Below are 13,010 nucleotides of genomic sequence, written 5' to 3' on the forward strand. Positions count from 1 at the left end.
ATTCCCGGCTGCCGTGCGTCAGGGCCGCATGGCAGGATCGGTGCTGTCCGCATACTGAACACCACGTCACACGCATAGACCGAACACCATCCGAGGGAGTGCCGCCCGTGCCCGGTGAGAATCTGTCCCGCGACGAGGCCCGGGAGCGGGCCGCCCTGCTGTCCGTCGACGGGTACGAGGTGTCCCTCGACGTGCGCTCGGCCGTCGGTGCCGCGCAGGGCGAGGGGCCGCGCACGTTCCGGTCCGTCACCACGATCCGCTTCCGCTGCAACGAGCCCGGCGCGAGCAGCTTCGCCGACCTGATCGCGCCGAGCGTCACCGCCGTCTCCCTGAACGGCCGCGACCTCGACCCGAGCGAGGTCTTCGACGGCTCCCGGATCGCCCTGGAGGACCTGGCCGCCGACAACGAGCTGGTGGTCGACGCCCAGTGCGCCTACTCCCGCACCGGCGAGGGGCTGCACCGCTTCGTCGACCCCGAGGACGGCGAGGTGTACCTGTACACCCAATACGAGCCGGCCGACTCGCGCCGGGTCTTCGCCAACTTCGAGCAGCCGGACCTCAAGGCGCCCTTCCGCTTCGAGGTGCGCGCGCCCGAGGAGTGGACGGTGTGGTCCAACGGCGCGGGTGAGCGCGCCGACGGGGTGTGGCGGTTCGCGGAGACGAAGCCGATCTCGACGTACATCACCTGTGTCGTGGCCGGTCCCTACCACTACGTGACCGACTCCTACGAGCGCGTCCTCGAGGACGGCACCCGGCTGGAGATCCCGCTCGGCGCCCTGTGCCGCAAGGGGCTGGCCCCGCACTTCGACGCCGACGACGTCTTCCTGATCACCAAGCAGGGCCTGGACTTCTTCCACGACCACTTCGACTACCCGTACCCCTTCGGGAAGTACGACCAGGCGTTCGTGCCCGAGTACAACCTCGGCGCGATGGAGAACCCGGGGATGGTGACCTTCCGGGAGGAGTACATCTTCCGCGGGAAGGTGACGCGGGCGTCGTACGAGGGCCGCGCCAACACGATCCTGCACGAGATGGCGCACATGTGGTTCGGCGACCTGGTCACCATGGAGTGGTGGGACGACCTGTGGCTGAAGGAGTCCTTCGCCGACTTCATGGGCGCCTTCGCGAACGTCGGCGCGACCCGCTTCAAGGACGCCTGGATCACCTTCGCCAACCGCCGCAAGGCGTGGGCCTACCGCGCCGACCAGCTCCCCTCCACCCACCCGATCACGGCCGACATCCGTGACCTGGAGGACGCCAAGCTCAACTTCGACGGCATCACCTACGCCAAGGGTGCCTCGGCGCTGAAGCAGCTGGTGGCGTACGTCGGGCAGGACGCGTTCCTGGAGGGCGCGCGGCGCTACTTCAAGCGGCACGCGTACGGCAACACCCGGCTGGGCGATCTGCTGTCGGTCCTGGAGGAGACCAGCGGGCGGGACATGGCGGCGTGGTCGCGTTCCTGGCTGCAGACGGCGGGCGTCAACTCGCTGACCCCGCAGGTGCTGCTGAGCGCGGCGGGCACCGTCGACGAACTGGCCGTGGTGCAGGAGGCGGCGGAGTCACATCCCGAACTGCGCCCGCACCGCGTCGCGGTGGGCCTGTACCGGCGTACGGCCGAGGGCGCGCTGGAGCGGTACGCGCGCGCCGAGGTGGACGTCGAGGGGCCGCGCACGGTGGTCGCGGAGCTGGCCGGTGCCCAGGCGCCCGAGCTGGTCCTGGTCAACGACGACGACCTCACGTACTGCAAGACGCGCTTCGACGCCACCTCGCTGGCGACGCTGCGCGAGCACCTGGGCGCCCTGACCGACCCGCTGGCGCGCGCCCTGTGCTGGTCGGCGCTGTGGAACATGACGCGGGACGCGCTGCTTCCGGCGCGGGACTTCGCGGCGCTGGTGCTGCGCTTCGCGGGGCGCGAGTCCGACATCGGCGTCCTGCAGATGCTGCACGCCTGGACCGGCTCGGCGCTGGTGCACTACGCCGCCCCCGACTGGCGGGAGACCGGCGGGCGGCTCCTCGCCGAGGGTGCGCTGCGCGAGCTGCGGGACGCGGCGCCGGGCAGCGAGCAGCAGCTGGCGTGGGCGCGGTTCTTCGCGTCGGTGGCCTCCGAGGAGGGGGACCTGGCGCTGCTCCGGGGGCTGCTGGACGGCACGGAGAAGATCGACGGCCTGGACGTCGACCAGGAGCTGCGCTGGGTCTTCCTCGCCCCGCTGGCCGCCCACGGCGTGGCCGACGAGGCCGTCCTGGCCACCGAACTGGCCCGCGACGACACGGCCTCCGGCAAGCGGCACCAGGTGCGCTGCCTGGCCTCGCGGCCGTCCGAGGTGGTCAAGGCGCAGGCCTGGGCGCAGGTCGTCGAGTCGGACAAGCTGTCCAACGCCCTGGTGGAGGCGACCATCGCCGGGTTCGCGCAGCCCTCGCAGCGGGAGTTGCTCGCGCCGTACACCGAGAAGTACTTCGCGGCGATCGAGCGGGTGTGGGCCGAGCGGTCCATCCAGATCGGGATGGACGTGGTCCGGGGCCTGTTCCCGTCGCTGCGGGACTCCCGGGAGACGCTGGACGCGACCGACGCGTGGCTGGCGGCGCACGAGGGGGCGGCGCCGGCGTTGCGGAGGCTGGTGCTGGAGGCTCGGGACGATCTGGCGCGGGCTTTGCGTGCGCAGGCTTGCGACGGGGGTGCGTAGGAGGTTCGGTTGTTCGTCGGGTGCGGCTTCGTTGTGGCTGGTCGCGCTCACGCGGCGGAGCCGCACATTGATACAGCCCCGCGCCCCTTTAAGGCGCATGCCCCGCCCGGCGTGGCATGAGTGCCGTACCTTTGGCCAATGAATTGGCGTTCCGTCATCGTTACAAGATGCGTGCGCTGGCAGCCGTAACCCCTGGTCCCACCCGTTCGGACCAGGGGTTTCGGCATCCGAACACGCGTCCTTTAGTTCGGGGTTGTCCCGGTTCGGTGATGGGCGTGTAACAGGGGTTAAGGGGCGGATCGGGCGCGGGAAATTGCTGGTCATGACGCACAACACCCCGCTCTCCCCCCGCCCCCGCCCGCTGCACGAACTGGCCGTCGGCCGGCGTCGGCTGATGACGGCCGCCCAGTTGCGGGCGCACGGTGTCTCCGCCGCGGAGACCAACGAGCAGTGCCGGCCCGGCGGCCCCTGGCAGCAACTCCTGCCGAACATCGTCCTGCTGCATCCGGGCCCGCCGACCAGCGACGAGCGCCTGCACGCGGTGCTGCTCTACGCGGCGCGGGACCGCACCGCCGCCGGGACGGCGACCGGCGTGACCGCCTCCGTGCCGGTCCAGCCGGGCGGGGAGCAGGCACCGGTGCCCGCGTACGCGGAGGCGATGATCACCGGTCTGGCCGCGCTGACGCTGCACGGCTTCTCCGCCGCTCCACCGCTGTCGTCCCTGGACGCCATCGACGTCCTGGTCCCGCGGCTGCGCCGGCTGCGCACGACCGGCTGTGCGCGTGTCGTCCGCACGACCGCGCTGCCGACCGCCGTGGAGCTGACCGGGGTCCCGGTGGCACCGGTGGCGCGGGCCCTGGCGGACGCCGTGGCGGAGCTGACCGACCCGGGCACGGTGCGCAGGCTGCTGACGGAGGCGGTGCGCGGCGGGCACTGCGAACCGGCCGCGGTGGTACGGGAGCTGAACCGGGCCCGGCTGCTCAGCCGCCCGCACGTGGTGGACGCGGTGGACTCGCTGGTCGCCGAGGGGCGGGCGCTGGCCGAGCAGCGGCTGTACCGGATGGTGCGCGAGCACGCCCTGCCCGAGCCGGTCTGGAACGTCGACCTGCGCCTGCCCGGCGGCCCCCACCTGGGCGGCGTGGACGCGTTCTGGCCCGAGCACGCGGTGGCGCTGGAGCTGGACACCCGGGCGCACCGGCAGCAGGAGGACGACGCCGCCTGGGCGGAGCACGCCCGCAAGCGCGAGCACCTGGAGCGGCTGGGGATCACGGTCGTGCACCTCACCCCGCGCAAGGTGCGGGACTGCCCGGAGCACCAGGCGGCCGTGGTGCGTACGGCGCTGATGGCGGCCGGGGACCGGGAGCCCGCGGCGTATGTCGTGGTGCTGCCCCGCTAGGAGGTGCCGGACCCGCCCCGGGTCACCCGGCGCAGAACTCCGCCTCGATCACGGCCTCGCCGTCGCCGGACCAGTCGCCGTTGAAGTTGAAGGCGAGCGCGTGCCGGCCGTCCCTGGTCGCCACCGCCTCCGATGAGGAGCCGTGGATGCCGCCGGCGTGCCCCCAGACGGTCACCCCGCAGTCGAGTTCCCGCTTGATCAGTCCGAGGCCGTACTCGGCGCCGTCCCTCGCCGGGACGGTGGTCGTCATCTCGGCCAGCTGCTTCGCGGGCAGCAGCCGGCCGCGGAACAGGGCGGTGTAGAAGCGGTTCAGGTCGGCCGAGCTGGAGACCGCCTCGCCCGACGCGCCGGCGATGGACGGGTTGAGCCGCGTGACGTCGTACGTCGGGCCGGTCGCCGTCGGGGCGAGCTTGGAGTAGGCCCGGCTGCTGGGGCGGGGCAGGCCGGTGCGGGTGCCCGGGAAGGAGGTGGCGCGCAGCCCGAGCGGCTGGACGATCCGGCGGCGCACCTCCTCGCCGTACGGGCGGCCGGTGGCCTCCTCGATCACCAGGCCGGCCAGGACGTAGTTGGTGTTGGAGTAGTTCCAGGAAGCGCCGGGGGCGAAGTCCGGCTCGTGGGCCATGGCGATCGCGACCAGCTCGCGCGGTGTCACCGTGTCGTGGCGGTGCTCGAAGAAGCCGTCCTTGAGGAAGTGGTCGCGGACGAACCCCTCGTCGGACGTGTAGTCGTAGACGCCGCTGGTGTGGTTCAGGAGTTGGCGCAGGGTGATCCGGCCGCCGTCGTGGCCGTGGCCCGCGACCAGGCCCGGCAGCCACTGGTCCACCGTGTCGTCGAGCGAGAGCCGGTCCTCGGCCTCCAGTTGGAGCAGCACGGTGGCGACGAAGGTCTTGGTGATGCTGCCGACCCGGTAGCGGTCCTGCGCGGAGCGCGGCTCGCCGGTGCGCAGATCGCCCACCCCGGCGACCGTGGACCAGGTGCCGCGGCCGTCGCGGGCGGTCGCCGTGACGCCGGGCACTCCGTCCTCGACGGCGGCCTCGACTGCCCGGCGGGTCGCGTCGTGGCCGCCGGTGGCGGCGGGCGCGGCCACGGCGGGGCCCGCGACGGACGCCGACAGGGCCAGGGCGGTGGCCGCGAGCACGGCGGTCCGTACGCGTACGGTCATGTCTTCCCCCCATTTCTCGGTACTGCTCGGTCCCGGGAGAGACCGCACCGACCGGATGAAGGTTGCCGTGGTCCGCGAGGGTTGAACATGATTCGGCCCCTTTTCACCCGTGTCGGTGCAGTGCGGGCCATGGGATTGTCACCGGCCGTCCCATGTGTCCCCGATGGCGTATGGCGGAATTACGCCATGCCCTCTTCCCGTCCCGAACAACTCTCCCCAATCAGTGATCCCTTGAGTAAAGCTGAGCGGTCGTCCGGGATCGGATTCCGGACTGTCTCGGCCAGGGCCGGTCGGCCTCGGTCGTGCCGCTCGTTCCTTCACCCCAAGGGATGCCGATGACCAACAGCCCCCAGCGCGAACCGATACCGGGCGCGAGACGCGCGGCCCGCCTGGCCGTGGCCACGGGCCTCGCCGCGGCGCTCGCCGCCGTCGGGCCCGTGCCCGCGGCCCTCGCCGCCGACGGCCCGGCGACGACCGCGCCTCCCGTCGACGCCACCGTCAAGTCCGCGCACGACAAGCTCGGTTCCCACGACGCGGACCTGCTCGCGGAGGCGAAGGCCGACGGCGAGAAGAACGTCACGATGATGGTCGCCACCGCGCCGGGCCGGACCGAGCAGGTGGCCAAGGAGCTGGACGCGGTCGCCGGCGGCACCGTCGGCCGCACCTACGACGAGCTGGGCTACGTACGCGCCACCGTGCCCACCGCCAAGGCGGACTCGGCCATCGCCGCCGCCGCGAAGCTCTCCTCCGTGAACGGCATCGACCTGCGCGACGAGATCCCGCTGGACGACCCGACGCCGAGCGCGGACACGGCCGAGGGCGCCTCGCACCAGGGCCGTTCCTACCCGGCGCCGAACCGCTGGACCCCGGCGAAGAACCCGTACAACCCGTCCTTCGAGACGGGCGCCGTCGACTTCGTGAAGAAGAACCCGAAGTCGGACGGCCGCGGTGTCACCATCGGCATCCTCGACTCGGGCGTCGACCTCGGCCACCCGGCGCTGCAGAAGACCACCACCGGCGAGCGCAAGATCGTCGACTGGGTCACCGCGACCGACCCGGTCGTCGACGGCGACCGCACCTGGCGTCCGATGACCACCTCCGTGGCCGGGCCCACCTTCACCTACGGCGGGCAGACCTGGACGGCGCCCGCGGGCTCCTACCGGGTCAGCACCTTCCTGGAGTCGTACACCACCGGCGGTGACGCCAAGGGCGACGCCAACCGGGACGGCGACACCACCGACTCCTGGGGCGTCCTGTACGACGCCGGGGCCGGCACGGTCCGCGTCGACCTCAACGGCAACCACGACTTCTCCGACGACACCCCGATGAAGCCCTACAAGGACGGCTTCCAGGTCGGGTACTTCGGCACCGACGACCCGAAGACGGACGTGGCCGAGCGCCAGCCCTTCGTGGTCGAGGTCCGCAAGGACGTCGTCCACAACTCCGCGGGCGCCAAGGCGGACTTCGTCAACATCGGCGTCATCGAGTCCGAGCACGGCACGCACGTCGCCGGGCTCGCCGCCGCCAACGGGCTGTTCGGCGGCCGGATGGACGGCGCCGCGCCCGGCGCGAAGATCGTCTCCTCCCGGGCCTGCACCTGGAGCGGCGGCTGCACCAACGTCGCGCTCACCGAGGGCATGATCGACCTCGTCGTCGACCGCGGCGTCGACATCGTCAACATGTCGATCGGCGGCCTGCCCGCCCTCAACGACGGCAACAACGCCCGCGCCGAGCTGTACACCCGCCTCATCGACACCTACGGCGTGCAGCTGGTGATCTCCGCGGGCAACTCGGGCCCCGGCGCCAACACCATCGGCGACCCCGGACTCGCCGACAAGGTGATCTCGGTCGGCGCCTCCATCTCCCGCGAGACCTGGGCCGCCAACTACGGCTCCGCGGTGCGGACCGCGTACGCGATGATGCCGTTCTCCTCGCGCGGCCCGCGTGAGGACGGCGGCTTCACGCCGACGCTGACCGCGCCCGGCGCCGCGGTCAACTCCATCCAGACCTGGATGCCCGGCGCCCCGGTCCCCGAGGCGGGCTACGACCTGCCCGCCGGCTACGGCATGCTCCAGGGCACCTCGATGGCGTCCCCGCAGGCCGCCGGCGCCTCGGCGCTGCTCCTGTCGGCGGCGAAGCAGGCCCGCATCGACCTCACCCCGGCGAAGCTGCGCACGGCGCTGACCTCCACCGCCGACCACATCAAGGGTGTGCAGGCGTACGAGGAGGGCGCGGGTCTGATCGACGTCCCCGACGCCTGGAAGTCGATCCGGCGCGGCGCCGACGCCCACGAGTACACGGTCAAGGCGCCGGTCGACACCGCGATCGACGAGGCCCTGGCGACCCCGGGATACGGCACCGGCCTCTACGACCGCGAGGGCGGCCTGAAGGCCGGGCAGAAGAAGACGTACGAGATCACGCTCACGCGTACCTCGGGCCCGGACCGGGCGGTCCGGCACGAGCTGGAGTTCGAGAACAACGCGGGGCACACCTTCCGCGTCGTCGGCCGGGACGAGGTGCGGCTGCCGCTGAACGAGCCGGTCACCGTCGAGGTCGAGGCGCGGCCCGGCTCCGCCGGTCTCAAGAGCGCGATCCTGGAGGTGGACGACCCGCGCACCGAGGGTGTCGACCAGCAGGTCCTGACCACGGTCGTGGTCTCCGCCCCGCTGAAGTACGACTTCTCCGCGAAGGGCTCGGTGCAGCGCAACGCCACCACGTCCTACTTCGTGACCGTCCCCGAGGGCGCGAAGGCGCTGGAGGTGGCGATCGGCGGGCTCGAGGGGAAGAGCCAGACCCGGTTCATCTCCCTCCACCCCTACGGCGTCCCGGTCGACAACACCTCCACGCCGTACTGCTACAACAACTACCTCGACGGCAACGGCTGCCGCCCCGACGTGCGCTCGTACGCCGACCCGCAGCCGGGCGTCTGGGAGGTCGAGGTCGAGGCCCGGCGGACCTCGCCGCTCCTCGACAACCCCTACACGCTGGACGTCACCGTGCTCGGCGCGGACTTCGCCCCGGAGGTCGTCACGGTGCCCGAGGCCGAGGCCGGCACCCCGGCCGACGCCTCCTGGACGGTGACCAACCGCTACGCCCCGCTCGACGGCAAGCTGGTCGGCGGCCCGCTCGGCTCCTCCGAGACGTCCCGCCCGGCCATCGGGCAGGGCGACACGGCCACCTCCACGGTCGAGGTGCCCGCGGGCGCCGAGTCGCTGGACGTCGCCATCGGGGGCGTCTCCGACCCGTCCGCCGACCTGGACCTGACGGTCTACGGCGAGAACGGCGCCGTCGTCGCCCAGTCCGCCGACGGCGACTCGGAGGAGTCGGTCTCCCTCGCGAAGCCGGCCGCCGGTACGTACACCGTCGAGGTCGTGGGCTACTCGGTGCCCTCGGGCAGCACGGAGTACGACTACCGGGACGTGTACTTCGCCGACACCCTCGGCTCGGTCACGGTGGACGGCTCGGCGCCGGTGAAGCTCGGCACGGGCGACTCGGCGACGGTCTCCGGCAGCGTCACGGCCCTGGCCGCCGCCCCCGAGGGCCGCGAGTTCTTCGGCCGGGTCCAGCTGGTCAACGCCCACGGCACGGTCGCGGGCCTCGGCAGCGTGCGGATCGGGAAGGTCGTGCCGTAGTCCGGTGCGGTACGGGCGGGGCCTGCGGCAGGCCCCAGGGGGCGGGCGCGCCGGGTCGGGCGCCCGCCCCTTCCGTGTGGTCCGGCGCGGTCAGTCGCAGGTGAGGGTCCGGGACTCGGGGAGGGAGGCGGTGACCCGGGTGCGGGCGGTGGCGATGTTCCGGTCGCCGGTGATCACCGTGTCCGCGGTGGGCCGGTCCCGGAGGGCCCCGGCGAGGACCCGGTCGCCGGGGGCGAGGGTGGCGAGGCCGTCGTCCAGGACGAACGTCGTCGTCGGCCCGGTGGTGCTCCCCTCGGGTGCGTAGGCGTGCGTCACGCGCAGCTTGATCCGGTGCCGTGCGGTGCCCGGCACCGCTTCGACGCCGGTCACCGTGCCCTCGGCGACCAGCCGGGCGCAGGCGAGGTAGCGGGGGGTGCCGAAGACCACGGCGGCCTCCTGGCCCGCGGAGGGGCTGTCCGGCCGCGCCGCGGACTTGTCGGCCGCGCTGCCGCTCGCCGCGTCCTCGGAGGCGCCGCTGCCGCTCTGCACGACCAGCCAGCCCAGGCCCGTGACGACGACCCCCGCGCAGGCCGCCGCGAGGACGCCCAGGGCGAGGCGGAAGGGGCGGCGGCGCGGGGCCGGGACCCGGGCCGGTTCCGCCGTCGCCGCCGCGCGCTCTTCCGGGACGGCGTCGCCCAGGGCGTCGCCGAGCAGGTGCAGTTGCTCCCGCAGCAGCGCCACGTCGGCCGACGCCGAGCGGTACGCGCCCTGGGCGTCCGCCCCCGCGTCCGGCGGCAGCGGCTCGCCCGTGATCGCGGCCATCAGCGCGTCGTATCCACCGGGGTGCTGTTCGGCGGCCATCTCACACCACCTCGTCCTCGTGCAGGCGGGCGCGCAGGGCCCGTACGGCCGTGTGCAGCCTGCTCTTGACCGTGCCCTCGGGGATGCCCAGCTCCTCGGCGATGCCGCGCACCGGCAGATCGGCGTAGAAGCGCAGGACGAGGACCTGGCGCTGGGCGTCCGGCAGCTCGTCCAGGCCCTGTGCGACGGCGAGGGACAGGACGCTGGCGTCCTCGTCGCCGGGGTGCTCCGTCTGGCGCAACGCGGCCAGGCGTTCCCCGAGCCGGTCCTGGCGGCGCCTGGCCCGGTGCCAGTCCATGGCCAGGTTGGAGGCGACGACGGCCGCCCAGGCGGACACGTCGCGCGGCGCCTCGCGGCCACTGGCCGTCCGCTCCAGCAGCCGCAGGCGGACCTGCTGCACCCCGTCCGGCAGGTCCGCCTGCGGCACCCCGCCCAGCGCGAGCACCGCCCGCACCCGGCGCTCCTGTGCCGCGTCCAGGGGGTCCTCGCGTACGTCGTCCCCCTGGCCGCGGCGGGCCTTTCTGCGCAGCAAAGCCACCCCTCCCCCGGCCACGTTTCCCCTAGGACGCGCGGGGCGTGCGAAACGTTCGCCCGCGCGGACGCCTTTCGGTGCGAGGCGTACGTCACATCGTCGTGTGGGGTGGGAAGGGATGGGCAGGGGCGGAACAGCAGAGCTTGCGGCGCGGGGGCCAGGCGGCGGAATTCCTGCAGCTCAGCAGGGGTTCGTACGCAAGGACGACACCCCGTGTCCGAGTCGCCGCGTCCCAGTGTGCGGGCACACCGCGCAAAGGATTGGACAGGCGGACCGGGCTTCGCCCCATGATGGAAAAGTCTCGGCCGAGCAAAGCGCGCGTGAAGACACGCGCACAAACGGAGAAGGAGTCACCGTGAGGGTCGGAATCGTCGGAGCCACCGGTCAGGTGGGCACGGTCATGCGCGGGATCCTCACGGAGCGCGACTTCCCCGTCACCGAGCTGCGCCTGTTCGCCTCGGCCCGCAGCGCCGGCAAGGAGCTGGACGGTGTGACGGTGGAGGACGCGGCCACCGCCGACTACTCCGGGCTCGACATCGTGCTGTTCTCGGCGGGCGGCGCCACCTCCAAGGCGCTGGCCGAAAAGGTCGCCTCGCAGGGCGCCGTCGTGATCGACAACTCCTCCGCCTGGCGCCGTGACCCCGAGGTGCCCCTGGTGGTCTCCGAGGTGAACCCGCACGCGATCGCCGACCGCCCCAAGGGCATCATCGCCAACCCGAACTGCACCACGATGGCCGCGATGCCGGTGCTGCGTCCGCTGCACGCGGAGGCGGGCCTCGAAGCCCTCGTCGTCGCCACCTACCAGGCCGTGTCCGGTTCCGGCCTGGCCGGGGTGGACGAGCTGTTCGAGCAGGTCCAGAAGGTGGGCGCGGACGCCCCCAAGCTGACCCACGACGGTTCGGCGGTGGAGTTCCCGAAGCCGGACAAGTACGTGGCGCCGATCGCGTACAACGTGCTGCCGCTGGCCGGCTCCATCGTCGACGACGGCCTGCACGAGACGGACGAGGAGCAGAAGCTCCGCAACGAGTCCCGCAAGATCCTGGAGATCCCGGAGCTGAAGGTGTCCGGCACCTGCGTGCGCGTGCCCGTCTTCAGCGGCCACTCCCTGCAGATCAACGCCCGCTTCGCCCGCCCGATCAGCGTGGAGCGCGCCAAGGAGCTGCTGGCCGGTGCCCCCGGCGTGGCGCTCACCGAGGTGCCGACCCCGCTGGAGGCGGCCGGTCAGGACCCGTCGTACGTGGGCCGTATCCGCCAGGACGAGACCGTGGACCACGGCCTTGCCCTGTTCGTCTCCAACGACAACCTGCGCAAGGGCGCGGCCCTGAACGCGGTGCAGATCGCGGAGCTGGTGGCGGCGGAGCTGTCCGCCAAGTAGTCCACCGCTTCCCAGGGGGCGGTCACCCGGTACGGGGTGGCCGCCCCCTCCCGTGTGACGCCCGCTCGATGCGGAGTGTGGCAATCCGCCCCGCCGGTCGTGCCGATCATGTGAAGATCACGCCATGACGGTGATGACGAAGGGCGGCAATCTGCCCGTCCCCGCAGCCAGCCTCCAGGTGGCGGTGACCTGGCGGCAGGGCGCCCAGGTGCCGGACGTGGACGTTTCGGCCCTGCTGCTCGACGCGACGGGCCGGGTCCGCTCGGACGCCGACCTCGTCTTCTACAACCAGCCGGCGCACCCGTCGGGCGCCGTGCGCCACCTGGGCAAGGGCCAGGGGGCCGACGGAACGGGCGCCGACTGGCTGTGGCTGGACCTCGCGGCCGTCGAACTCGGCATGGACCGGGTCGTGGTGGCCGCGTCCACCGACGCAGGAACGTTCGGGCAGGTGCCCTTCCTGGATGTCCGGGTCGCTCTGCCGGACGGGCAGCAGGTCGCGTCCTTCACGATCGGGGACGCCTCGACGGAGACCGCGTTCGTCTTCGGCGAGTTCTACCGCAGGAACGGCGGCTGGAAGTTCCGCGCGGTGGGGCAGGGGTACGCCTCGGGTCTCGCCGGGCTCGCCACGGACTTCGGCATCTCGGTCGCCGAGGACCCGCAGCCGGTGCCCGTGGCCCCGGCCCCCGCGCCCCCTCCTCCCCTGCCACCCGCCCCTTTGCCCTCTTACGCCCCTCCGGCGGCGCCCCCGCACGCGGCACCGGTCGCCGCGTCCTTCCCGGCCCCGCCCGCCGACCGCCTGGCGGCGGAGCTGGCGCTCTCCTTCCCGCCGTTCACGCACCACGCCTCGGGCAAGGAGCGCGTCACCTGCCCGCCGAACCTGCCGCCCGGCGCTCGCGTGGTCGTCGAAATCGAGTGCAGGGACAGCATCTCGGTGCACATCGACTCCTGTGACGCGTACGGACGCGCCGACCAGGATCTGCTGTCGACGTACGAGGACGAGGTCCACGCCCGCACGTTCGCCACCGTCCCCGAGGACCGCCCGCTCTCCCTGGTGGTGCGCGCCGACACGCCCTGGACGCTACGGGTGCTGCCGCTCGCCCACGCCCGGCGCCTGGTGCACAGTCTCAACGGCAGGGGTCCGGACCTGCTGGTGTACGAGGGTCCCGCGGGCGTGCTGTCCTTCGTCCACCAGGGACAGAGCAACTTCGTCGTCTGGCACTACTTCACCTCGGACGACCCCGAGTGGCGGGGCGACGAGGAGGACCTCCTCGTCAACGAGGTGGGCCGCCTCGACGTACTGGCTCCCGTGCAGGCGCCCGGCATTCTGCGCATCGAGGCCGACGGCCCGTGGTGGCTCGGGGTGGGCGGCTGAGGCGGGTAGCTGAGGCGGGC

The 13,010-nt window shown here is 72.8% G+C and carries 8 protein-coding genes; 5 read left to right on the forward strand and 3 right to left on the reverse strand.

Features of this window, described 5'->3' with window-relative positions; all coding sequences use genetic code 11:
* Positions 1–107 precede the first annotated feature (107 nt).
* Entirely contained in the window at positions 108–2,681 is a 2,574-nt protein-coding gene (gene pepN / locus ACGH52_RS13635) for an aminopeptidase N (RefSeq protein ID WP_399939361.1), read from the forward strand.
* Between the two features lie 322 nt (positions 2,682–3,003).
* Positions 3,004–4,077: a hypothetical protein gene (locus ACGH52_RS13640; protein WP_193777579.1), complete on the forward strand. Its 1,074-nt coding sequence runs from the start codon at positions 3,004–3,006 to the stop codon at positions 4,075–4,077.
* Between the two features lie 22 nt (positions 4,078–4,099).
* Here the strand turns inward: ACGH52_RS13640 and ACGH52_RS13645 are convergent, their stop codons facing one another.
* Positions 4,100–5,239: a serine hydrolase gene (locus ACGH52_RS13645; RefSeq protein WP_121701848.1), complete on the reverse strand. Its 1,140-nt coding sequence runs from the start codon at positions 5,237–5,239 to the stop codon at positions 4,100–4,102.
* Between the two features lie 335 nt (positions 5,240–5,574).
* On the opposite strand from ACGH52_RS13645, the gene ACGH52_RS13650 reads away from it, so the two are divergent.
* On the forward strand, positions 5,575–8,871 hold the full coding sequence (locus ACGH52_RS13650; protein WP_121701849.1) for a S8 family serine peptidase: 3,297 nt from the start codon (positions 5,575–5,577) through the stop codon (positions 8,869–8,871).
* A gap of 90 nt (positions 8,872–8,961) precedes the next feature.
* Here ACGH52_RS13650 and ACGH52_RS13655 read toward each other — a convergent pair whose 3' ends face one another.
* The gene (locus tag ACGH52_RS13655; RefSeq protein WP_399939366.1) at positions 8,962–9,711 is read right to left on the reverse strand and encodes a hypothetical protein; all 750 of its coding nucleotides are present in this window, start codon (positions 9,709–9,711) and stop codon (positions 8,962–8,964) included.
* Position 9,712: 1 nt separating this feature from the next.
* On the reverse strand, positions 9,713–10,249 hold the full coding sequence (locus ACGH52_RS13660; protein WP_076974340.1) for an RNA polymerase sigma factor: 537 nt from the start codon (positions 10,247–10,249) through the stop codon (positions 9,713–9,715).
* 349 nt (positions 10,250–10,598) lie between these two features.
* On the opposite strand from ACGH52_RS13660, the gene ACGH52_RS13665 reads away from it, so the two are divergent.
* Both ACGH52_RS13665 and ACGH52_RS13670 read left to right on the forward strand, forming a co-directional pair.
* Positions 10,599–11,618, forward strand: a complete 1,020-nt coding sequence (locus tag ACGH52_RS13665) for an aspartate-semialdehyde dehydrogenase (protein ID WP_210977994.1) — start codon at positions 10,599–10,601, stop codon at positions 11,616–11,618.
* A gap of 124 nt (positions 11,619–11,742) precedes the next feature.
* Positions 11,743–12,990, forward strand: coding sequence for a TerD family protein (locus ACGH52_RS13670; RefSeq protein WP_399939370.1), 1,248 nt, complete (start codon positions 11,743–11,745; stop codon positions 12,988–12,990).
* Positions 12,991–13,010 lie beyond the last annotated feature (20 nt).

This window comes from Streptomyces sp. BBFR25 (assembly GCF_044590125.1).
GTDB classification, from domain to species: Bacteria; Actinomycetota; Actinomycetes; order Streptomycetales; family Streptomycetaceae; genus Streptomyces; species Streptomyces canus_D.

Bases quoted from the DNA above. Each gene is read 5' to 3' on its own strand.
- ACGH52_RS13640 (WP_193777579.1), top strand. From the start codon at position 3,004: ATGACGCACAACACCCCGCTCTCCCCCCGCCCCCGCCCGCTGCACGAA.
- ACGH52_RS13645 (WP_121701848.1), bottom strand. From the start codon at position 5,239: ATGACCGTACGCGTACGGACCGCCGTGCTCGCGGCCACCGCCCTGGCC.
- ACGH52_RS13650 (WP_121701849.1), top strand. From the start codon at position 5,575: ATGACCAACAGCCCCCAGCGCGAACCGATACCGGGCGCGAGACGCGCG.
- ACGH52_RS13655 (WP_399939366.1), bottom strand. From the start codon at position 9,711: ATGGCCGCCGAACAGCACCCCGGTGGATACGACGCGCTGATGGCCGCG.
- ACGH52_RS13670 (WP_399939370.1), top strand. From the start codon at position 11,743: ATGACGGTGATGACGAAGGGCGGCAATCTGCCCGTCCCCGCAGCCAGC.